The sequence below is a fragment of the Stenotrophomonas sp. Bg11-02 genome, from assembly GCF_002836635.1.
GTDB lineage: Bacteria > Pseudomonadota > Gammaproteobacteria > Xanthomonadales > Xanthomonadaceae > Stenotrophomonas > Stenotrophomonas lacuserhaii.
Genome location: NZ_PJAY01000049.1, coordinates 1 through 22,321 on the forward strand (window position 1 = coordinate 1; position 22,321 = coordinate 22,321).

Annotated in this window: 20 protein-coding genes; 14 read left to right on the plus strand and 6 right to left on the minus strand. The window is 66.5% G+C overall.

The window, feature by feature from the left end; translation table 11 throughout:
- Positions 1 to 93: 93 nt before the first annotated feature.
- The 4 genes from prpE to CXG43_RS03470 all read left to right on the plus strand — a co-directional run bounded on the left by prpE (position 94) and on the right by CXG43_RS03470 (position 4,675).
- Positions 94 to 1,974, plus strand: a complete 1,881-nt coding sequence (gene prpE / locus CXG43_RS03455) for a propionate--CoA ligase (RefSeq protein ID WP_101098695.1) — start codon at positions 94 to 96, stop codon at positions 1,972 to 1,974.
- Between the two features lie 193 nt (positions 1,975 to 2,167).
- Positions 2,168 to 2,659 (plus strand): hypothetical protein, encoded by a 492-nt coding sequence (locus CXG43_RS03460; RefSeq protein ID WP_042615051.1) that lies wholly within the window; start codon positions 2,168 to 2,170, stop codon positions 2,657 to 2,659.
- A gap of 117 nt (positions 2,660 to 2,776) precedes the next feature.
- The gene (locus tag CXG43_RS03465; RefSeq protein WP_232767576.1) at positions 2,777 to 3,865 is read left to right on the plus strand and encodes a suppressor of fused domain protein; all 1,089 of its coding nucleotides are present in this window, start codon (positions 2,777 to 2,779) and stop codon (positions 3,863 to 3,865) included.
- A 51-nt stretch (positions 3,866 to 3,916) separates the two neighbouring features.
- Positions 3,917 to 4,675, plus strand: a complete 759-nt coding sequence (locus CXG43_RS03470; protein ID WP_101098696.1) for a lytic polysaccharide monooxygenase — start codon at positions 3,917 to 3,919, stop codon at positions 4,673 to 4,675.
- Positions 4,676 to 4,723: 48 nt separating this feature from the next.
- Here CXG43_RS03470 and CXG43_RS03475 read toward each other — a convergent pair whose 3' ends face one another.
- The 4 genes from CXG43_RS03475 to CXG43_RS03490 form a co-directional block, all read right to left on the minus strand.
- Positions 4,724 to 5,335 (minus strand): glutathione S-transferase N-terminal domain-containing protein, encoded by a 612-nt coding sequence (locus tag CXG43_RS03475; RefSeq protein ID WP_101098697.1) that lies wholly within the window; start codon positions 5,333 to 5,335, stop codon positions 4,724 to 4,726.
- Positions 5,336 to 5,423: 88 nt separating this feature from the next.
- Positions 5,424 to 5,882 (minus strand): cell wall hydrolase, encoded by a 459-nt coding sequence (locus CXG43_RS03480; protein WP_042615053.1) that lies wholly within the window; start codon positions 5,880 to 5,882, stop codon positions 5,424 to 5,426.
- A gap of 299 nt (positions 5,883 to 6,181) precedes the next feature.
- Entirely contained in the window at positions 6,182 to 8,212 is a 2,031-nt protein-coding gene (locus CXG43_RS03485) for an NADPH-dependent 2,4-dienoyl-CoA reductase (RefSeq protein WP_101098698.1), read from the minus strand.
- 111 nt (positions 8,213 to 8,323) lie between these two features.
- Positions 8,324 to 8,947 (minus strand): hypothetical protein, encoded by a 624-nt coding sequence (locus tag CXG43_RS03490; RefSeq protein WP_101098699.1) that lies wholly within the window; start codon positions 8,945 to 8,947, stop codon positions 8,324 to 8,326.
- 567 nt (positions 8,948 to 9,514) lie between these two features.
- Between CXG43_RS03490 and CXG43_RS03495 the strand changes: the two genes are divergently transcribed.
- The 4 genes from CXG43_RS03495 (at position 9,515) to CXG43_RS03510 (ending at position 12,491) form a co-directional block, all read left to right on the plus strand.
- Positions 9,515 to 10,606, plus strand: a complete 1,092-nt coding sequence (locus CXG43_RS03495; RefSeq protein ID WP_101098700.1) for an OmpA family protein — start codon at positions 9,515 to 9,517, stop codon at positions 10,604 to 10,606.
- A gap of 199 nt (positions 10,607 to 10,805) precedes the next feature.
- Complete coding sequence (locus CXG43_RS03500) at positions 10,806 to 11,321, plus strand: hypothetical protein (protein WP_101098701.1); 516 nt, start codon at positions 10,806 to 10,808, stop codon at positions 11,319 to 11,321.
- A gap of 18 nt (positions 11,322 to 11,339) precedes the next feature.
- Positions 11,340 to 12,149, plus strand: a complete 810-nt coding sequence (locus CXG43_RS03505) for a pseudouridine synthase (protein ID WP_101098702.1) — start codon at positions 11,340 to 11,342, stop codon at positions 12,147 to 12,149.
- 84 nt (positions 12,150 to 12,233) lie between these two features.
- Entirely contained in the window at positions 12,234 to 12,491 is a 258-nt protein-coding gene (locus tag CXG43_RS03510; protein ID WP_101098703.1) for a hypothetical protein, read from the plus strand.
- Between the two features lie 83 nt (positions 12,492 to 12,574).
- Here the strand turns inward: CXG43_RS03510 and kbl are convergent, their stop codons facing one another.
- Positions 12,575 to 13,777, minus strand: coding sequence for a glycine C-acetyltransferase (gene kbl / locus CXG43_RS03515; RefSeq protein ID WP_101098857.1), 1,203 nt, complete (start codon positions 13,775 to 13,777; stop codon positions 12,575 to 12,577).
- A gap of 197 nt (positions 13,778 to 13,974) precedes the next feature.
- Between kbl and CXG43_RS03520 the strand changes: the two genes are divergently transcribed.
- Complete coding sequence (locus tag CXG43_RS03520) at positions 13,975 to 14,667, plus strand: TorF family putative porin (RefSeq protein WP_101098704.1); 693 nt, start codon at positions 13,975 to 13,977, stop codon at positions 14,665 to 14,667.
- Positions 14,668 to 14,862: 195 nt separating this feature from the next.
- Here CXG43_RS03520 and tdh read toward each other — a convergent pair whose 3' ends face one another.
- A complete protein-coding gene (gene tdh, locus CXG43_RS03525) occupies positions 14,863 to 15,897 on the minus strand; it encodes an L-threonine 3-dehydrogenase (RefSeq protein ID WP_182657610.1) in 1,035 nt (344 codons plus the stop codon).
- Between the two features lie 241 nt (positions 15,898 to 16,138).
- Here tdh and CXG43_RS03530 point away from each other — a divergent pair, with 241 nt between their 5' ends.
- The 5 genes from CXG43_RS03530 (at position 16,139) to CXG43_RS03550 (ending at position 22,294) form a co-directional block, all read left to right on the plus strand.
- The gene (locus tag CXG43_RS03530; RefSeq protein WP_101098706.1) at positions 16,139 to 18,301 is read left to right on the plus strand and encodes a S46 family peptidase; all 2,163 of its coding nucleotides are present in this window, start codon (positions 16,139 to 16,141) and stop codon (positions 18,299 to 18,301) included.
- A gap of 147 nt (positions 18,302 to 18,448) precedes the next feature.
- Positions 18,449 to 19,090 carry a histidine phosphatase family protein gene (locus tag CXG43_RS03535; RefSeq protein WP_101098707.1) on the plus strand — a complete coding sequence of 214 codons (642 nt, stop codon included), beginning with the start codon at positions 18,449 to 18,451 and terminating at the stop codon, positions 19,088 to 19,090.
- Between the two features lie 24 nt (positions 19,091 to 19,114).
- A complete protein-coding gene (folC, locus tag CXG43_RS03540) occupies positions 19,115 to 20,398 on the plus strand; it encodes a bifunctional tetrahydrofolate synthase/dihydrofolate synthase (RefSeq protein ID WP_101098708.1) in 1,284 nt (427 codons plus the stop codon).
- 80 nt (positions 20,399 to 20,478) lie between these two features.
- Positions 20,479 to 21,492, plus strand: coding sequence for an SPOR domain-containing protein (locus CXG43_RS03545; RefSeq protein ID WP_101098709.1), 1,014 nt, complete (start codon positions 20,479 to 20,481; stop codon positions 21,490 to 21,492).
- Positions 21,493 to 21,532: 40 nt separating this feature from the next.
- Entirely contained in the window at positions 21,533 to 22,294 is a 762-nt protein-coding gene (locus CXG43_RS03550; protein ID WP_101098710.1) for a CvpA family protein, read from the plus strand.
- The last annotated feature ends 27 nt before the right edge of the window (positions 22,295 to 22,321 follow it).

Here is a 22,321-nt window from a genome sequence, read left to right on the forward strand (position 1 = left end):
ATAAGCGACAGTTGTACGACCAAGGTCGGGGCGTTCGCGCCGCTGCTGGCGCTCTATGCTCGATCCCATGACTTTGTCTGGGAGGGCTGTGTCATGGACTACGAAGAAACCTACCGCCGTTCGATCGACGAGCCGGAGGAATTCTGGGGCGAAGAAGCCAATCGCATCTATTGGCACAAGAAGCCACAGCAGGTGCTGGACTACAGCAATCCGCCATTCCGGCGGTGGTACGTCGGCGGGGAAACCAACCTCTGCTACAACGCCGTCGACCGTCACCTGGCCGAACGCCCCGACCAGCTCGCGCTGGTAGCCGTGTCCACCGAAACCGGTACCACGCGCGAAATCACCTACCGCCAGCTGTACCGCGAAGTGAACGACTTCGCCGCCGTGCTGAAGCGGCTGGAGGTCGGTCATGGGGATCGTGTGGTCATCTACATGCCGAACATGGCCGAGGCGGTGTTCGCCATGCTGGCCTGCGCCCGGATCGGCGCCGTGCACTCGGTGGTGTTCGGCGGCTTTGCAGCCCACAACCTGGCCCTGCGCATCGACGATGCGCGGCCGAAGCTGTTGATCGCCGCCGACGCCGGCATGCGTGGGGGCAAGCTCATTCCCTACAAGGGCATGGTCGATGCGGCCTGCGCCGAGGCGCAGAATCCACCACCGCACGTGCTGATCGTGTCGCGCGGGCTGGACCCGGCCGAACCGCGCCAGGCCGGGCGCGACGTGGACTACGCCACCCTGCGTGCCGAAGTCGGCGAAGTCGACGTGCCCGTCCAATGGCTGGAGTCCAGCGAGCCGAGCTACCTGCTGTATACCTCCGGCACCACCGGCAAGCCGAAAGGCGTGCAGCGCGATGTCGGCGGCTATGCGGTGGCGATGGCCCAGTCGATGCAGACCGTGTTCGATTGCCAGCCGGGCCAGGTGATGTTCTCCACCTCCGATGTCGGCTGGGCGGTGGGGCACTCCTACAACGTGTATGGACCGCTGATCGGCGGCTGCACGTCGCTGTTGTACGAAGGCCTGCCGACCCACCCGGACCCGGGCATCTGGTGGGCGCTGTGCGAGCAGTACAACGTGCGCACCCTGTTCTCTTCGCCGACCGCGATCCGCGTGCTGAAAAAGCACGACGTCGACTTCATCCGCCGGCATGACCTGAAAGCGCTGAAGTACATCTTCCTGGCCGGCGAGCCGCTGGACGAGCCCACCGCGCACTGGGCCAGCGAAGCGCTGGGCAAGCCGATCATCGACAACTACTGGCAGACCGAAACCGGTTGGCCAGCCCTCACCCTGCTGCCGGGACTGGACATGAAACCGGTGCGCTTCGGCTCTCCCGGCTTCCCCAACCTGGGTTACCGGATGAAGGTAATCGATGAGAACACCGGGGGGGAGGTCGCGCCCGGGCAGAAGGGCGTGCTGGTGATGACCCCGCCGCTGCCGCCGGGCTGCATGAGCACCGTATGGAACGACGATGCGCGCTTCCTGCAGAGCTACTTCAGCCACTTCAAGGAACTGCTTTACAGCTCGCTGGACTGGGCCATCCGCGATGAGGATGGCTACACGTTCATCCTCGGCCGCACCGACGATGTGATCAACGTGGCAGGACACCGGTTGGGCACGCGTGAGATCGAAGAGGCCATTTCCGGTCATCCGCGGGTGGCCGAAGCAGCGGTGATCGGGGTCAAGGACGAACTGAAGGGGCAGGTGCCGCTGGTGTTCGTGACCCTCAAGCAGGGCCTCAACGGAGAAGACCCGGCCCCGGTGGTGGCGGAAATGATGGCGGCGGTGACCGCCTCGCTGGGGGCGGTCGCCCGGCCAGCGCACATCCACGTGGTCAATGCGTTGCCGAAAACCCGCTCCGGCAAGCTGTTACGGCGTTCGCTGCAGGCACTGGCCGAGCAGCGCGATCCCGGCGATCTGTCGACCCTGGATGATCCTGCGGCACTTGATGAGATCCGGCGTGCGCTGGGACGCTGAACAGTGCGGTGGGGCCGGTGCCGAGGCGGCCCCGGACGCCCGCATGCGGACGTGCTGCACTGCAGCTCCGCCGGCGCGGCGACTGCGCTAAGCTCGGCCTGTCATCGCGCTGCCACACGGCGCTCCGCCTGGGGGAAACAGGCGGGGTTGCCGCAGCCGGTGGTAATGGGAGTCCAGACAGGGGGGAACGCACATGGCACTGCTGCACGCCAAGACGGCCGCTGGCCGTCAGGAAATCGATGATCGCGCACGGCGGCTGCCTGCCGCGCTGCGATCGATCCTTTTGATGGTTGACGGCCAACGCGATGATGATGCACTGCGTGCATTGCTGCCGGGGCTGCGTGCGCCGCCCGACGCGCTGGAACAACTGCTGGCACAGGGCCTGATTGAAAAGGTCGGTGGCACGGCCGCGCCGGCACGCTCCCCGGCGCTGACCGAAGGCCGCGGCCAGGACCCGGAGCTGTACCGACGTCTCTACGACCTGATGAGTGAATCGGTGCGCCGTCACCTCGGCCTCAAAGGCTATTTCATGCAGTTGAAGATAGAGCGTTGCACCGACGCGGCAGCACTCGAACAGCTGCTGCCGGACCTGGTCGCGGCCATCGGCAAGGCACGCAGCACCGCACTGGCCAACCGCTGGCTGGAGGAAACGCGGCAACAGCTAGAGCCCGCCGTGCTCGGCTAGCGCGTGGATGATTCGGATGCGCATGCGTGTAAGGTTGGATCGAACTGAGACCTTTCGGCCAACGTGCCGACACCCGGGTCGGCTAAAGTGAGGCCCCCGGATCGTCCAGGTTCCATTGTGCAGATCGCCTCCGCTTCCGAGCCTGCCACCGCCATGAAGGATGACAACGGCACCCCCGGCTGGGATGCCATCAGCCAGGCGCTGTGCGCCGCGCATCCCGGTCAGGTGCCGCGTCACTTCGGTACGGCATTGCCGTGGACCCTCGGCGGCAAGGACCCGCTGGATGGGGTCAGTGTGTACTGGAGTGGACAGGGTCGCCCCCACTGGCATTACGTCAGCTATGGCCTGTCCGAGCTGTTCGACAAGGAAAGCGACGACGTCGAAGTCAGTGGTTTCGGCTTCGAGCTGACCTTCCGCCTGGCCGCTGCGGAAGGCAGCACCGAGGCGGACGCGCCCCCTACCTGGCCGATGAGCCTGCTGCAGAATCTCGCACGCTACGTGTTCCAGACCGGCAACGTGCTGGAGGCGGGACACCATCTGGACGCCAACGGTCCGATCGCCGCCGGTCACGCCACGGCGCTGCGCCACCTCGCCTTCGTCGACGATCCGCAGCTGCCCTCGCGCGAGACCCCCAATGGGCGCCTGCAGTTCCTGCAGGCGGTGGGGCTGACCGATGGCGAACATGGCGCGATCCTGGCCTGGTCCACCGAGGGAGTGTTGAAGGCGCTGGAACCGACCATGCCTTTGTGGATCACCGACCTCGACCGCGCCTGCGCGCTGTCCGATGCCAAGGTGGCCGCCCGCATCGCCGCCGGGACGCAGGCACAGGGGGCCGCCACCGGTCTGTTGCTGGTGGAGATGCTGGAATGGGAGGACGCAGGTGATCCCGGCGGCACCGCCCTGGTGCTCGGCGCGGGGCAGGTCGAGCGCCTGCGGGAGCTGCTGGAGGTTCGCCTGGGCGCTGGCCTGCCGCTGGAGATCGTCGGCCCGCAGCAACGCTGGGTGTTTGAACCGGGCGAGCAGGACAGCGTGCAGGGCGATGACCTGCAACGGACCTGCGTGCTCACTCCCGATGCGTGGGAGCGCCTGCGCCCTGCGCTCAGGCCCGTGGCGGGCGTGGTGCGGATATCCCAGGCGCTTTCGATCGATATCCGGCGCACGTGCCTGCGCGACAGCCAAGGCAGACCCCTGCGCTTCATCGGCTGAGAGGATTACCCGGTCCTGCTGCATCGCCCGAGGGCCTCAGCCACATTGGCGATGTCCAATGTCAGTGCGGCCATCATCCGGGCGCGTCTGACACAGGAACCCAACTCCATGAAGCGTTCAGCAGGTGCGAGTGCCTTTTCAATGCTCCTTACGGTGGCGTCGGCAATGGGTGGGGGGCTGGCGCCTTGGGACGCACATGCCCACGGCGCCCCTGCTTCGCCGATCGCCCGACAATATCTCTGCTTCAAGGAGCGCGGTTACGACTGGCCCGCCGACGGCAGCAAAATACCAAGCGCGGATTGTCGGCAGGCTTATCGCGAAGTCATGGATGCCTGGCCGTTCCAGCAGTGGAACGAGGTATCAGCGAATCCGCAGGACAAGGGCGACACCCTGGAGAAGGTCAAGGCAGCCGTTCCCGACGGACTGCTCTGCGCCGGTGGCGACGTGCGCAAGCGCGGTCTCGACCAGGCCTCGCAGGCGTGGAGGGCACAGCCGGTCACGACCGATGCGCAGGGCCAACTGGAGGTGGTGTGGGATCTCACCCAAGCGCACAATCCGTCGTGGATGAGGGTATTCCTGTCCAAGCCGTCCTATGACGGCAGCCGGGCGCTGCGCTGGGACGACCTGGAGGAAATCTACAACGAAGCGGCTCCGCCACCCGTACCCGGGACGCCTTTGCCCACTTACACCTTCAACGTGCCCATTCCTGCGGACAGGGCGGGTCGCGCGGTGCTGTATCACTACTGGCAGCGGGACGACAGCGGCAACGAAGGCTTCTTCAGCTGTACCGACATCGATATCCAGCGTTGATGCACACCCACGCGCGGCCACTGCCCGCGCGTGGACTGCAGTCCCGGCTCAGGCCAGGCCTTCCGCCTTCAGTACGGCCTGAACGCCTGCATCGGCATCCATGCGCGTCTTGTACGCGGCAAGATGCTCCAGGCCGGACAGGTCGACCTTCGCTGCGGCGGCCCAGCGCAGGGTGATATAGAAGTAGGGATCGGCGAAGCTGCGGAATCCGGCCAGCCACGGCTTGTCGGCCAGCTGTGCGTCGGCCTGTTCGAAGAGGCCGCGCAGGCGCTTGTGCGCGGCCGCAGCCAGTGCTGCCTTCTGCCCTTCATCAGCCAGGAACTTGCCTGGGGCGAACAGCGGCGAGAACGCCGGGTGCACGTCGGAATTGACAAAGGAAAGCCAACGGGCCGCTTCAGCGCGTTGGCGCGGGCTGCCGTCGCCTGCCAGGCCTGCCTGCGGATGGGTATCGGCGATATAGCCCATGATCGCCGCGTTCTGGGTGAGCACGAAATCGCCATCGACCAGCGCGGGCACCGAACCGACCGGGTTGATCTTCAGGAACGCCGGGCTCTTCAGGGTTTCACGATCCAGCAGTTCAACCTCGAACGGCTGGCCGGTCCATTGCAGGGCGATGTGGTCGGCGGTGGAACAGGCACCGGGCTTGCTGTACAGCTTCATGGGAACTCCGCGCGGGATAGGTGGCAACAGACCAACACTATCGCGGAGCCCGCAGCGCCCGGCAATCACGCGCAGGCACAACAGTGCGTTACGACTGCCGCGGCTTGAGGCTCTGCACCTTGTAGAAGGTGTGGTCGCCGATGGTCGCAACCTGGTAAGCGTTGCGCCAGCTCGGGCTGGCAATGGACAGCGCCGCGAAGTGGCTGGCCCCGGGCACGATTTCCTTGCGCTCGCTGACCGGCAGGGCCCAGTTGCGTTCAGCATCGAAGGCAACGGTCATCGCTTCGCGCCAAGCGGCGTCATTGGCCAGCTGGGTGCCCGGCGCCACGATGGTCGGAGCAAATTGCTTGCGCGCCGTTACCACCTGGCACATCGAGTCACCCCACAGGCCGCTGTCGCGGCGTCGCAGGGCCACCTCGGCGACGGCCTGCTGGCCACGCACCGTCTGGTCGCGGGCTTCAAGGTAAACGGTCGTGCTCAGGCACAACGAATCAGCGGCCGGCTGCGGCAACAACTGCGACAGCCAGAGAATCCAGGCCAGTTTCATATAACTCCTTGCTCCGTATGGGCCGGACCTGGCGCTTCCGCCGGCAGTGTGGCCGGCAGAGGCGGAGGTACGGCTTGGCGTCATGGGGAGGCGACCATCGGGGTCACCCCGTGGGCGGCCACGAAACGTGATCGACGATCGATCAGGTGGGCCGCACCTGCTCACCGGAACTGGGTGGTGAGCGGGAAAGTTGGCGCAAGGTAAGGGGGTATTTCGCAACGCATCCTGAATCAAACAAGTTGACATTCAGGTTCGGGGCAGGGTCGGAAAGCCGATCCCGCTGCCCCTATTCAGCTTTTTCAGAGGGCAGCGGCGACGCGGCTGCCCTGGTCAATCGCGCGCTTGGCATCGAGTTCCGCAGCGACGTCGGCACCACCGATCAGCTGCGCGGAGATGCCGGCCGCGGCGAGTTCCGCATGCAGGGAACGGTTGGATTCCTGGCCTGCGCAGATCACCACGTGATCGACATCCAACAACTGCTCCACCCCCTCCACGCGGATATGCAGACCGGCATCGTCCACGCCCAGGTACTCCACGCCACCCAGCTGCGTCACGCCCTTGGCTTTCAACGTAGCGCGGTGGATCCAGCCGGTGGTCTTGCCGAGCCTCGCGCCCGGACGTCCGGCGCTGCGCTGCAGCAGCCAGAGCTTGCGTGGCGAAGGGACGATGACCGGACGGGCAAGGGCGCCGCGCGCTTCGAAACTCGGATCAACGCCCCATTCGGCCATCCAGCTCGCCGTGTCCAGCGACGGCGACGGACCGGCATGGCTCAGGAACTCGCCGACATCGAAACCGATGCCACCAGCGCCGATGATCGCCGCACGCGGACCCACCGTGACCCGGCCCAGCAGCACGTCCAGGTAGTCCACCACCTTGGCATGTCCGGCGCCGGGGAAATCGACCTTGCGCGGCAGGATGCCGGTCGCCAGCACCACCTCGTCGAAGCCGGCAAGCGTGTCGACAGACACCCGCGTGCCCAGCCGCAGCTGCACGCCGGTTTCCTCCAGCTTGTGGCGGAAGTAGCGCAGGGTTTCGTGGAATTCTTCCTTGCCCGGGATCCGCTTGGCAACGTTGAACTGGCCGCCGATCTCATCGTTGGCGTCAAACAGGCTTACATGGTGGCCGCGTTCGGCAGCGACGGTCGCACAGGCCAGGCCGGCCGGTCCTGCACCGACCACCGCGATGCGCCGCGGCGATGTGGTGGGCCGATAGACCAGCTCGGTTTCATGCGCCGCGCGTGGATTGACCAGGCAGCTGGCCAGCTTGTTCTCGAACACGTGGTCCAGGCAGGCCTGGTTGCAGGCGATGCAGGTGTTGATGCGCTCGGGGCGGCCGGCGCGTGCCTTGTTGGCCCACTGCGGATCGGCCAGCAAGGGGCGCGCCAGCGACACCATGTCGGCGCCGCCGCTGGCCAGGATGCGCTCGGCCACGTCGGGCATGTTGATCCGGTTGGTCGCCACCAGCGGCACCCCGACGTGGGGCTTCAGCTTGGCGGTAACCCCGGCGAACGCCGCGCGCGGGACCGAGGTGGCGATGGTCGGAATGCGCGCCTCGTGCCAGCCGATGCCGGTATTGATGAGCGTTGCGCCAGCTGCTTCGATGGCCTGTGCCTGGGCGACGATTTCCTGCCAGTTGCTGCCATCGCTGACCAGGTCCACCAGTGACAGCCGGTAGATGATGATGAAGTCCGGGCCGCATGCTTCACGGATCCGATGCACGATTTCCACTGCGAACCGCATGCGCTGCGCAGCATCACCACCCCACTGGTCGGTGCGGGTGTTGGTGCGCGGGGCGACGAACTCGTTGATCAGGTAGCCCTCCGAGCCCATCACTTCCACACCGTCATAGCCCGCATCGCGGGCCAGCCGCGCGCTGCGCGCGTAATCGGCGATGTGCCGGTCCACGCCGCGGCTGGACAGGGCGCGCGGGGTGAACGGATTGATCGGGGCCTTCAGCTTGGATGGCGCAACGGACAACGGGTGGTAGGCATACCGCCCCGCATGCAGCAGCTGCAGGCAGATCTTCGCGCCGTGCTGGTGGGCGGCCGCAGTGAGCTGGCGATGCGGACCGACTTCCCATGGCCAGCTGAGTTTGCCGCCGAATGGCTTCAGCCAGCCGACCACGTTGGGCGCGAAGCCACCGGTGACGATCAGTCCGACACCGCCTTCGGCGCGCTCGGCAAAGTAGGCGGCAAGGCGCGGGAAATCGCGGGCGCGGTCTTCCAGCCCGGTGTGCATGGAGCCCATCAGGATCCGGTTGCGCAACTGGGTGAAGCCCAGGTCGAGCGGAGTGAACAGGTGGGGGTAGGCGCTGTCGCTGGCTGGCGTCATCGTGGATACGCTTGCGTACGGAAGCGTCCAGCGTGCCGTGAATCCGCGTCCATCGCAAGACGCGCTGCGGTATTTCCCCCCGATGCGGCGGGGCGTTCGGGGGCGGGCGGGTCAGCCCGGCGGAACCGTCGCGTGCGCCGCGACCCGGGGCCTGCCGATGCCGAACCAGCCCAGGGTCATGCCGCACAGCGGCCCGATCAGCAGCGCGAAGGCCAGCGTGCCCGGTCCCACGTTGCCGCCCAGCAGCCAGCCGGCCAGCAAGGCGCTGCCTTCTATCAGGCTACGCACCTGCCAGATCGGCCAGCCGCTGCGGGCATGCAGGCCCGTCATAAGTCCATCGCGCGGACCGGGCCCCAGGCGTGCGCCGATATACAGGCCGGTGGCTACGGCGATCAGCAGCAGTCCGGCAGCAAACAGTGGCAGCCGCAGCGAAAGGCCTTCCACCACAGGCAGCAGCCACAGTCCGAACTGCGCGGCGGGACCAATCAGCAGCACGTTGAGCACGGTGCCCAGGCCGGGCTTCTGACGCAGCGGCCACCACAGCAGCAGCACCACCGCGCCGATGGCATTGGTGGCCAGGCCGAAGGACAGGGGCGTATGCGCCGCGATGCCCTGCGACAGCACATCCCAGGGCGCCACGCCGATTCCCGCACGCACCATCAGGGCAATCCCCAGCCCGTACAGGCACAGGCCGACAACCAATTGGGTGATGCGCAGCAGCAGGGAGGAGGGCATGGCGGCAGGGGCTCTAGGGTCTGTCGCCACGATAGGCCCGCAGAGGGGGGGCGAACAGGTACAGCACGCCGCAATTCGCGCCATACAGCGGTGCGCACAGCCTCGGCAGTGATTGCTTGATCGGCTCAGTGAATCTACTGCGTAGGCGTTACGCGCATGCACACCCATCGCCGCGTGGCCACGCAGGTGTGTGCCAGTAAATCCGTTTGAGCGTCGTTAACAGCATGCCACTGCCGTTCAGACTGGCCTGGCGTAGAAAGTTCCTCACCGCGCAGGCTGCGGGATGAACGCTTGACTTTCCGCCAAAGCAAAATGTTGCAGCGCGAGACTGAAGCCCGGTAAAACCCTTGCCACGCCTGACTGTTGCGGTTTTTCATGATCCTGTATAGGGTGCAACCGCCGGTCCGGTGGAGGCCCGGCGCCCGTTTTTCACATGTTACGGGACTGTTAACATGGCCTTCACTCCCCTGAGCATAATGTTCGCGGCGGTGGCGTGCTGAATCGGCTGTCGTAGTGCTGGCCCATGCCTCTACCGGTTTCATACCCCCGATATAGGAGCTGTACTCAATGAACAAGAAGATCCTTACCGCCGCGCTGCTGGGTGGTCTGGCTTTCGCCCAGGCTGCTTCGGCACAGGAGTTTGACGACCGCTGGTACCTGACCGGTTCGGCTGGTTTCAACTTCCAGGACAGCGACCGCACCACCAACGATGCTCCGTTCGTCAGCCTGGGCCTGGGCAAGTTCATCAGCCCGAACTGGTCGCTCGACGGTGAGCTGAACTACCAGAACCCGAACTTCGACGCCAACCAGGACCTGAACTGGTCGCAGTACGGCGCCTCGCTGGACCTGCGTCGCCACTTCGTGCAGGAAGGCCGCGGCTGGAACCCGTACCTGCTGTTCGGCCTGGGCTACCAGAAGTCGGAAGAAGAGTTCGCTGCTGTCGACGCCAATGGCCCGCGTGAGCGCAAGGACGGCAGCTTCGCCGCCAAGCTCGGCGCCGGTCTGCAGACCACCTTCGACAAGCGCGTTGCCGTGCGTGCCGAAGTGGCCTACCGCGCTGACTTCGACGACAAGAGCGTTGCCGCTCCGAGCGAAGACTGGTTCGGCGACGTGCTGGCTTCGGTCGGCGTCGTGATCCCGCTGGGACCGGCTCCGGTCGCTGCCGTGCCGGCTCCGGCTCCGGTTGCCCCGAGCTGCGCCGACCTGGATGACGACGGTGACGGCGTCAACAACTGCGACGACAAGTGCCCGGATTCGCAGCCTGGCCAGACCATCGGTCCGGACGGTTGCCCGGTGCCGGTCTCGATCGACCTGAAGGGTGTCAACTTCGACTTCGACAAGGCCAACCTGCGTCCCGACGCGGTTGCGATCCTGAGCGAAGCCTCGCAGATCCTGACCCGTTACCCGGACCTGAAGGTTGAAGTTGCTGGTCACACCGACTCGAAGGGTTCCGACGAGTACAACCAGAAGCTGTCCGAGCGTCGTGCTACCGCCGTGTACAACTACCTGACCTCCAACGGCGTTGCTGCTTCGCGCCTGCAGGGTCCGGTCGGTTACGGCGAGAGCCGCCCGATTGCTCCGAACACCAATGCTGATGGTTCGGACAACCCGGAAGGCCGTGCGAAGAACCGTCGTACCGAGCTGAACGTCCAGAACTGAGTTCTGACGCTTCACCGGTAAGACACACAGCAGGACCCGGCTTCGGCCGGGTCTTGTTGTTTGTGCGCTGTCGTTTTTACCGCTTATCCGAAAAAAACAAAAAAACCAATGAGTTGCCGTATTCATTGAATGTAGGATCTTGAAAGCCGTTGTGTCGCTGTTAAACTCGCGCCACTACCCACTTTTCTGGATGCTCCTCATGCTGCGCACTGCATCGGCCGTCGTCCTGGCCCTGGCCCTGGCTCCCGCCGCCCACGCTGCCGTGGACTGCTCGGTCTCGGCCAGCAGCGCTCCGCTGCCGTTGCCGGCCACCGCGATCGCACCGGTGGCGAGCGAGCTGTTTACCCGCAACTCTCGGCTGGGCATGCCCGCCGGCGTGCTGACCACCAATTACGAACAGGCCCAGTCGCTGGACAGCGTGCTGCGTCGCCTGCGCATCGAAGGTTGCCAGAACGTGGCCAAGGCCATGCCGAGTGCACCGGCGGTGAGTCCGAATGACCCGGCCGCCTACAAGCCGCAGACCGCGTTCGACAACACGCCATGGCGCTTTGACATGAGCCAGAACGGCAAGCGCATGACCGCCGAGGAGTTCGATGCCTGGATGAAGGCGCGTGGCGTTCGCGTGGTCAAGGCCCGTCCGGTGCCGGCCACCGCCGTCGCGCCCGTTGCCCCGGTGGAAGCCTCTGCCGAGACCAAGCCGGCTGACAAGAAGTAAGTGAGGGCGGGGCAGGACATGCGGCCACGGCGCCCGCCTGCCAACCCACCTGCTCGTGCCCGCCCCGGTGGTGGGCGCGCAGCGCCTGCAGCAGGCGGGGGCGTTCGCCACGGACTGGCACGCGTGTTGTCCAAGGCGGGCCTGTGTTCGCGTACTGAAGCCGCGCGCTGGATTGCCGCCGGCCGCGTGAGCGTGGATGGGCGCACCATCCGTGATCCCGAATTCCCGATCCAGGCCGGCCGCCAGCAGGTGCGCGTGGATGGGCAGCCGCTGGATGCCGCGCCGCGCATCTACCTGATGCTCAACAAGCCGCGCGGCCTGGTTACCACCGTCCAGGACGAACAGGGCCGGGATACCGTCTACCGCTGTTTCGATGGGGCCGGCCTGCCGTGGTTGGCGCCGGTCGGACGCTTGGACAAAGCCAGCGAAGGCCTGCTGCTGTTCAGCAATGACCCGCAGTGGGCGGCCGCGCTGATGGATCCGGCCACCGGCCCGGACAAGACCTACCACGTGCAGGTGGATGGCATTCCAGAGGCGTCGATGCTCGCCGCATTCTGCGCTGGCATCGAGGACGAAGGAGAATTCCTGGCCGCGCGCGCGGTGAATCTGCTGCGTACCGGCGAAAAGACCTCGTGGCTGGAAGTGACGCTGGACGAAGGGCGCAACCGGCACATCCGTCGCCTGCTGGCCGCGTTCGACCTGCAGGTACTGCGGCTGGTCCGCATCGGCATCGGCGGGCTGCGGCTCGGCGAACTGCCCAAGGGCCAGTGGCGGATGCTGCAGATGGAAGACCGGCGGCAACTGGAGGCCGCTGCAGGACCGGGCTGAGACCCGCGGCCGACGCCTGGCGTCGGTCCCGCTCCGGGCGCAAGGGGGGCCCGGCTTTGCATTTACTGAAAGAGGTATCCCACCGTGTTGCGTTTCCTGACCTCTCCACTGCGCCTGACGCTGCTGCTGCCTTTGGCGGCCCTGGCCGCATGCAGCCACAAGAAAGAACTGGCCAAGGCCCCGCCACCGCCGCCGCAGGACATCATCGAAGTACGCATCCCCGAGCTGGACGGGCGCGGCAGCTACCGTTTCAACATGAGCGAAGGCGACAAGAAGATGTCCGCCGACGAATTCGACGCCTGGATGAAAGCCAACGGCATCCGCGTGGCCAAGGGCCGCTGACACAAAAAAGGGGACGGAGGGCATTAAGTCGTATCCAGCCTGTACCGGCTGGATACGACTTAATGCCCTCCGTCCCCTTTTTGTCAGATCACCCCGAGTTCGCGGCCGATGCGGGTGAAGGCATCGATGGCGCGGTCCAGGTGCTCGCGCGTGTGCGCTGCGCTGATCTGGGTGCGGATGCGCGCCTGGCCTTTGGGCACCACCGGGAAGAAGAAGCCGATCGCGTAGATGCCTTCCTCCAGCAGGCGCTCGGCGAACTTCTGCGCCAGTGGTGCGTCGTACAGCATCACCGGGCTGATCGGGTGCACGCCGGGCTTCACGTCGAAACCGGCAGCCACCATCTTTTCGCGGAAGTAGGTGGTGTTGGCCACCAGCGTTTCGCGCAGGTCGTCGGCGGCGGCCAGCATTTCAAAGGCCTTGATGCCGGCGGCCACCACGTGCGGCGGCAGCGAGTTGGAGAACAGGTAGGGGCGCGAGCGCTGGCGCAACAGTTCGATCACTTCGGCCTTGGCCGTGGTGAATCCGCCCAGCGCCCCCCCCATCGCCTTGCCGAGCGTGCCGGTGATGATGTCGATCCCGTCCAGCACGCCCTTCACTTCGGCCGAGCCACGGCCGGTCTTGCCGAGGAAGCCGGTGGCATGGCATTCGTCGATATGGACGAGCGCGCCGTACTTCCGGGCCAGCGCCGTGATCTCGTCCAGCGGAGCGATGAAGCCGTCCATCGAGAACACACCGTCGGTGGTGATCAGCTTGGTCCGGCAACCGGCCGCATCGGCGGCCTGCAGCTGCGCTTCCAGATCGGCCATGTCGCAGTTGGCATAACGGAAGCGCTTGGCCTTGCACAGGCGCACCCCGTCGATGATCGAAGCGTGGTTGAGGCTGTCGGAAATGATCGCATCCTGCTCGCCCAGCAGCGGCTCGAACAGGCCGCCATTGGCGTCGAAGCAGGCCGCATACAGGATGGTGTCCTGCTTGCCGAAGAAGTCGGCAATCTGCGCTTCCAGCTGCTTGTGCAGGTCCTGGGTACCGCAGATGAAGCGCACCGACGCCATGCCGAAGCCGTGGCTGTCCAGCGCATCCTTGGCGGCCTGGATAAGGTCCGGGTGGTCGGCCAGGCCCAGATAGTTGTTGGCGCAGAAATTGAGCACCGTGCGGCCGTCTTCCAGGGTGATCTCCGCCGACTGCGGGCTGGTGATGATCCGCTCGGACTTGAACAGGCCCTGGTCGCGGATGGCGTCCAGTTCCTCGGCGTAATGGCGGGTCAGGTCAGGCGAGGATTCGGTCATGGTGGCAGCACGGCTCAACACGGGGAAACGACGATTTTACCCGCCCCGGCCATGGAAGGGCGGCAGGGCAGGGAGCACGAACGTGTTGCGTTGCAATATCAAACAGGTTAAAAAACCGTGAACCGGATGGATTCACGCAGCCGGTCCGCGCCACGCCCCATGTCCCTCCTCCCCGCCATCGCCCCCCGGAGACGCCCATGAAGCACGCCGTCCGCTGTCTTGCCGCTGCTGCTGTCCTGTCCCTCGCCTCGTTCGCCGCCAGCGCGCAGGAAGCTGAGTCGCCCTACAGCTGGAACGTCACCGCCGTGTCCGATTACGTCTTCCGTGGCGTGTCGCAGACCGACGAGGATCCGACCCTGCAGGCCGGCTTCACCTACACCAGCCCGGTCGGCCTGTATGCCGGCGTCTGGGGCTCCGGCGTCGACTTCGGGCCGGGCGACCCGAGTACCGAAGTGGACTTCCTGATCGGTTACGGCTTCGACGTCAGTGACAACGTCAACTTCGACGTGCTGTTCAACCGCTACACCTACCCGGGTGCCAGCGAGCTCAATTACAACGAGCTGATCACCAGCACCACCTTCGCCGAGCAGTACAAGCTCACCGTGGCCTACACCAATGACCTGTCCGGTTCGGATACCAAGAGCTGGTATTACGCCATCGGCGGTGAGTGGGCGCTGCCGCAGGATTTCACCCTGGCGGCCAACGTCGGACGCACCTCGCTTGAGACCGATTTCGGCAAGGACTACACCGATTTCAACATCGGCGTCAGCCGTCAGTTCGGCCTGTTCAACCTTGGCCTGGGCTTCCACGGCACCGATGGCGCCGGCCGTGACAACAACGGCTACCTGGCCGACAACCGCGTGGTGTTCACGGTAGCCATCGGCAAGTAACCAGCGCCCCGCGTGCGACCGTGCAGCGAACGTCATGCACAACGAAAAAGGCGCCCTTGCAGGCGCCTTTTTCAATCATGTGACCCTTTGTTCCCTCTGGTGGAGAGCCCCCTTGTTGTTCAAGGGGGCGCGCCGACAGGCGCGGGGATAAGGAAACATGCGGGAGAACTGATCGGACGCGCTTCGCGCGCTCGATCAGTTCCAGCTGAGGACCACCTTGCCAGCCTTGCCTTCTTCCATCAGGTCAAAGCCCTTCTGGAAGTCATCGATCGGCAGCTGGTGGGTCATCACCTTGCCGAGCGGGAAGCCGGACAACACCAGCTGGGTCATCTTGTACCAGGTCTCGTACATCTTGCGGCCGTAGATGCCCTGCACGGTCAGGCCCTTGAAGATGATCTTGTCCCAGTCGCAGCCGGCGCCGCGGGGCATGATGCCGAGCATGGCGATCTTGCCGCCGTGGTACATGCAGTCCAGCATGTCGTTGAACGCACGCGGATTGCCGCTCATTTCCAGGCCCACGTCGAAGCCCTCCATGTGCAGTTCCTTCATCACGTCCTTCAGCGACTGGTTGGCCACGTTCACCACGCGCGTGGCGCCCATGTCGGCGGCCAGCTTCAGGCGGAAATCATTGACGTCGGTGACCACCACGTTGCGCGCACCGATGTGCTTGCAGATGCCGGCGGCGATGATGCCGATCGGGCCGGCGCCGGTGATCAGCACGTCCTCGCCGATCACATTGAACTCCAGCGCGCAGTGCGCGGCATTGCCGTAGGGATCGAAGAAGGCGGCCAGCTCGGACGGGATCTGGTCCGGGATCGGCCACAGGTTGGTGGCCGGCATCACCATGTATTCGGCGAAGGCGCCGTTCACGTTCACGCCGATGCCGACGGTGTTCGGGCACAGGTGCTGACGGCCGCCGCGGCAGTTACGGCAGTGGCCGCAGACGATATGGCCCTCGGCCGAAACGCGCTGGCCGACCTCATAGCCGGTGACCGCACTGCCGAGCGCGGCGACGCGGCCGACGAACTCATGGCCGATGGTCAGGCCAGGCTTGATGGTGCGCTGGCTCCACTCATCCCACAGGTAGATGTGCAGGTCGGTGCCGCAGATGGCGGTCTTTTCCAGCTTGATCAGCACCTCGTTGGGGCCCGGCACCGGCACCGGCACTTCTTCCAGCCAGATGCCCTTGGCGGCTTCGCGCTTGACCAGCGCCTTCATCGTTTGTGCCATCTCGGTGGAACTCACAGGGGGAAAGATGGCGCGGATTATAAAGCCGCCAGCGCCCGCGCCATGTTGCAGCGCGGGTCAGCCGGCGTAATGCCGCCGACCATGGGTCGGCGCTACCAGGCCACAGTAGCCCCGCCACCCCGCAGCCTGTGAGCCAGGGGAGCATGACCCATGACCTCCGGGCATCCTGCCGGAGCCGGGCGGCGGGCTAGAATCGACGGTTCCATTACCCAAGGGCCGCTTCATGCGCTCGAACCTGCTTGCTTTCTCCATTGTCGCCAGCCTTGGCCTGGTCCAGCTCGCCCATGCCGCAGAAGGCATGTGGGTGCCTCAGCAGTTGCCGGAAATCGCCGGTCCCCTGCAGAAGGCCGGCCTGAAGCTGTCGGCCGAGCAGCTGGCCGACCTGACCGGTGACCCGATGGGCGCGGTGGTCGCCCTCGGCGGCTGCACTGCCAGCTTCGTCTCCCCGCAGGGCCTGGTGGTCACCAACCACCACTGTGCCTACGGCGCCATCCAGCTGAACTCGACGGCCGAAAAGAACCTGATCAAGGACGGCTTCAACGCCCCGAAGACCAGCGACGAACTCAGCGCCGGCCCGAATGCCCGCGTGTACGTGCTGGACCAGATCACCGATGTGACCGCGCAGGCCAAGGCCGCCATCGCCGTGGCAGGCAAGGACCCGCTGGCCCGCACCCGCGCGCTGGATGCCTTCGACAAGTCGCAGGTGGCCGCCTGCGAGGCCGACGCCGGCTTCCGCTGCCGCCTGTACAGCTTCTCCGGCGGCAACACCTACCGGCTGTTCCGCAATCTGGAAATCAAGGACGTGCGGCTGGTCTACGCGCCCCCGGGCAGCGTCGGCAAGTTCGGCGGCGACATCGACAACTGGATGTGGCCGCGCCACACCGGCGACTTCTCCTTCTACCGCGCCTACGTGGGCAAGGACGGCAAGCCAGCCGCCTTCGCAGCCGACAACGTGCCCTACCAGCCCAAGCACTTCCTGAAGTTCGCCGACCAGCCGCTGGGGGCCGATGACTTCGTGATGGTGGCCGGCTACCCGGGCCGCACCAACCGCTACGCACTGGCTGGCGAATTCAACGAAACCGCCGACTGGACCTATCCGACCATCGCCCGCCACTACAACGCCGTGCTGAAGCTGATCGAAGATGCCGGCAAGGCCGACGCCGACGTCAAGGTGAAGTACGCCGCCACCGCGGCCAGCATGAACAACGTCGCCAAGAACTACGCCGGCCAGCTGGAAGGCTTCAAGCGCATCGATGCGGCCGGCCAGAAGCAGGCCGAAGAGGCGCAGGTGCTGGCCTGGTTGAAGCAGCAGGGCACCGCTGGCAAGCCGGCGCTGGCCGCGCACGCGCAGTTGCTCAAGCACCTGGAAACCGGCCGCAGCACGCGCGAGCGTGACCTGTTCGTCAGCCAGTTCAACAACACCTCTGCCGTGGCTTCGGCGATCACCCTGTACCGCACCGCGATCGAGCGCAGCAAGCCGGACGCCGAGCGCGAAGCCGGCTACCAGCAGCGCGACCTGCCGACCATCGAAGGCGGCATCCGCCAGATGGACCGCCGTTACGTGGCGAAGATGGACCAGCAGCTGCAACAGTACTGGCTGGAGCAGTATGTCGCCCTGCCGGCCGCGCAGCGCGACAACGCGGTGCTGAACCAGTGGCTGGCCGGCAGCGATGCCAACGCGGTCAAGGCACTGGTCGGCAAGCTGGGTGGCACCCGGCTGGGCAGCCTGGATGAGCGCCTGAAGTGGCTCACCGCCGACCGTGCCGCATTCGAAGCCAGCACCGATCCAGCCATCCAGTACGCGGTGGCGATGATGCCGGCGCTGCTGAAGCAGGAAGAGCAGAAGAAAATCCGCGAAGGTGAGTCGCTCAGCGCGCGCCCGCTCTACCTGCAGGCCGTGGCGGACTACAAGAAGAGCCAGGGCGGGTTCGTCTATCCCGACGCCAACCTGTCGCTGCGCATCACCTTCGGCAACGTCATGGGCTACGGCAAGGACGGGGTCAACTACACCCCGTTCACCACGCTGGAAGGCATCGTAGCGAAGGAAACCGGCGAAGACCCGTTCGATTCGCCGAAGGCGCTGCTCGATGCGGTCAAGGCCAAGCGGTATGGCGGCCTGGAAGACAAGCGCGTCGGTTCGGTGCCGGTCAATTTCCTGTCCAACCTGGACATCACCGGCGGCAACTCCGGCTCGCCGGTGCTGGACGCGCACGGCAAGCTGGTCGGCCTGGCCTTCGATGGCAACTGGGAATCGGTCAGTTCCAACTGGGTGTTCGATCCGGTCATGACCCGCATGATCGCCGTGGACAGCCGCTACATGCAGTGGATCATGCAGGAAGTGGCGCCGGCGCCGCAGCTGCTGAAAGAACTGAACCTGGCAAAGTAAACGCTCACGGGGCGGATTCCCCATCGGATCCGCCCTGTTTTCCCACGGCGGGGCTTCAGGCGGAGCAGGTATGATGGCGCTCCGGCGTGGTTTCACAGGACGTGAACGAAGCGCCGGACCTCCTCCCCCCAAGGACCCGTACCCCGCATGCGCATCCTGCTTGCCCGTCACGGCGAAACGCCGTGGAACGCCGAAGGCCGTTACCAGGGCCAGATCGATATCCCGTTGTCGCCGATCGGCGAATCCCAGGCGCAGGCGCTTGGCGAACGATTGAAGTCCGTGGACATCACCCGTGCGGTGGCCTCGCCGCTGTCACGCGCGCAGCGTACCGCGCAGCTGGCCCTCGGCGCCCGCGCCGACATGCTGCTGACCGAACCGGAGCTGCAGGAAATCGCCCACGGTGAGTGGGAAGGCCTGTTGGCCAGCGAGATCCATGAAAAAGACCCGTCGCGGCTGCGCGCCTGGCGCGAAGAGCCGGACACCGTGCTGATGCCGGGCGGCGAATCACTGCGCCTGGTGCTGGACCGCAGTTGGCGTGGCCTGGCACGTGCCGCCGAAGGTCTCGGCGAGGACGACACCCTGCTGGTGGTCGCCCACGATGCGGTGAACCGGGTCATCCTGTGCCGGATCCTCGGCCTGCCGATCAGCCGCCTGTGGAGCTTCCGCCAGGCCCCGACCACGCTGAACCTGCTGGAAGGTCCGGACATCGAACAACTGGAAGTGGTGCGCATGAACGACTGCGCCCACCACACGCCGTTCTTCGGCGAAGCCAAGCACCGCGCCCTGTAACCGAAACCGATTGGACGTCCCACCGTGACTGCACTGCCCACTACGCTCAGCGACTGGCTGATGTTCATCGAACGCCAGCACCCGGCCACCATCGACATGGGACTGGAGCGCGTGCGCACCGTTGCCGCCGCCCTGCAGCTGGGCGCCCCTGCGCAGCGCACCATCACGGTGGGCGGCACCAACGGCAAGGGCTCCACGGTGGCTTTCGTCGAAGCGATCGCGCGTGCCGCCGGCTGGAAGGTCGGCGCCTATACCTCCCCGCACCTGCTGCGCTACAACGAGCGCGTGCGCATCAATGGCGAAGAAGCCAGCGACGAAGCACTGGTGGCGGCCTTCAGTGCGGTCGAAGCCGCACGTGGCGACACCACGCTGACCTACTTTGAATACGGCACGCTGGCGGCCTTCTACCTGTTCGCGCAGGCCGGACTGGACCTGGCGGTGCTGGAAGTCGGGCTGGGGGGGCGCCTGGATGCGGTGAACCTGGTCGACGCCGACGTGGCCGTCATCACCACCGTGGACATCGACCACGCCGACTGGCTGGGCGCTGACCGCGAAAGCATCGGCACCGAAAAGGCCGGCATCCTGCGTGGCTGGAAGCCGGCCGTGCTGGGTGAGATCGATCCACCGTCCAGCGTGCTGCGGCGGGCCTACCTGATTGGTGCCAACGCGATCCGCGCCGGCAGCGATTATTTCAACGAAACACTGGACGCGCAGACCTGGGCCTGGCGCGATGTCGCCGTGCGCCTTGAGTTGCCGATGCCTTCGCTGGCCGGCCCGGTGCAGCTGGCCAACGCCGGTGCGGCGATTGCCGCGCTGCGCTCGCTGGAGCCGCCGCCGGGCTGTTCGCTGCCACGCGCCGCCTACGCCGAAGGCATCGCCGCCGCGCGCATCGACGGCCGGCTGCAGCGCGTCGAGCGTAACGGGATCAACGTGCTGGTGGACGTGGGCCACAACCCGCAGGCGGCCACTGCGCTGGCCCGCGCGCTGCAGGCCGAACCGGTCAGCGGGCGCACGCTGGCGGTGTATGCCGGCCTGCAGGACAAGGATGCGGCCGGCGTGGTGCAGGCGCTGGCCGAGGCCGTGAGCGAATGGACGCTGGCCGGGCTGGAAGGCCCGCGCGGCCAGGACGCCGCCGCGCTGGCGGCCCGACTGGCCGGAACCGTTGCCGCGGATGCTTCACGGGCCGATACGGTGGCCCACGCGCTGGCCCAGGTGCTGGCGCAGGCAGTGCAGGGAGACCGCGTACTGGTGTTCGGTTCCTTCCATACCGCCGCCGAAGCGCTGGCCTGGCTGCAGACCGCCACCTGAGCCGCGTTCAGCCGTTGCCGACGCTGCATCACGGCAGGACCGTATAATCATCGGCAGTTCCCACCTGTTGCCTGCCATCCGTGGATACGTCCCTGAAACAGCGTCTGATCGGTGCCATCGTCCTGGTGGCCCTTGCCGTGATCTTCCTGCCGATGCTGGTGACCGGCCCTGCCCGCAACAGCACCGCCGACAGCGTGCCGCTGGAGGTGCCCGGCGCGCCGGCCAATGCCCAGTTCGAAACACGCGAGTTGCCGTTGGCCGCTCCCGCGGGGGGTGACAGTGGCCTGCGCGGCGCCGCGCCGCTGCAGGAACCTGCCGCCAACGCCGCCGCCACGGTGGATACCGGTCCGGCCGTGGCCGCCGGCAATTTCGCGGTCAGCTTCGGCGCCTATGCCAGCAAGGCCGATGCCGATGCGGTGATCGCCCACCTGAAGGGCGCGCAGCTGCCCGGTTTCAGCGAAGCCGCCACGATCAACGGCAAGCAGGCGTGGCGGGTCCGCGTCGGCCCCTTCGTTGACCGCGCACAGGCCGAATCGGCCCGGCTGCAGGCCGTGAAGATCCGCAGCGACGTGCGTGCCGAAGTAGTCACCCTGGATGCCAACGTCGATGGCGCCGCCGCGACCGCACAGGCGCCGGCCGCCACCACCACGCCGCTGGGCGGCAACCCGGTGCAGACCCAGGCGCTGCCGGAAACCGCGCCCCCGGCAGCGGCTGCCGCGCCGGCACCCAAGCCCGAACCGAAGCCGACCCCCGCGCCGGACACCAAGGCGGTCGCCGCCAAGCCGGCGACGCCTGCGCCGGTGGCCAAGCCGGAAGTGAAGCCTGAGGTGAAGGCGCCGGCGGCCCCGGCCGCCAGCGGCGTGGGGTTTGCCGTGCAGCTGGGCGCGTTCGGCCAAGCTGCTGATGCCAACGCCCTGCGCGACAAAGCGCGCGCCGCCGGCTTCAGCGCCTTCGTCGACCAGGTCCGCACTGACAAAGGTGTGCTCAGCCGGGTCCGTGTCGGGCCGGTCGCCAACCGTGCCGAGGCCGACCAGCTGAAGGCGCAGGTCGCCGCCCGGGTCGGCGTGGCCGGCATGGTCAGACCGCACCCCTGATGCCCATTCCCGGCCAGGACGCCCAAGGAAACCCGCCCGCATGATCGACATCGTGCTGGCCTGCGTGATCGCCATCTCGACCCTGCTGGGGTTCGTGCGGGGCTTCGTTGGCATCGTGGTCGGCACGCTGTCCTGGCTGCTTGCCGGCTGGGCGGCGTTCCTGTTCGGCAATGACGTGGCGCACCTGTGGTCAGCGCCGGCACAGCCGGGCAACGGCCACCTGGTCGGCGGCTATGTGACGGTGTTCCTGGCCGTGCTGATCGCCGTCACCGTGCTGGGCATGCTGGTCCGCGCCGGACTGCGCATGGCGCTGCTGGGCGGCGCCGACCGCATGCTCGGCGGCGCACTGGGCCTGGTGCGTGGCGGCTTCATCAGCGCGGTGCTGCTGCTGATGGCCACCTTCACCCCGCTCACCGCCGAACCGGCCTGGCAGCAGTCCCACCTGCGCGCGGTGCTGCAGCCGGTGGTGGGCTGGATGGATGCCCAGCTGCCGGATGTTTCACGGCCGATGCAGAACCTCGAGCGGATGGTGCCCAAGGGCCTGCCATCGTCGCTGGATGGGCTGGTACCGGCTGGCTTGCCCTTGCCGTCCAGCGGTTCGTCCCCATTTGCAGAAAGCCTGTTGGGAAAGCCGACCGCGACAGGCGATAATGGTGTCCTCGGCGAGGTGGTGGCGGGACGCGGATGGCCGCGTAACGTGGACCCGGCCAGGGGCGCGGCGAGCGAGTCCGCGAACGCCCCGGCACTGCCCGCGAACATCGAGTCGGCGCCCGAGCGTCCAGATCCTGCCGCTGTCCCGTAAGGCGGCTCCCCCGGCCAGGCACGGCCA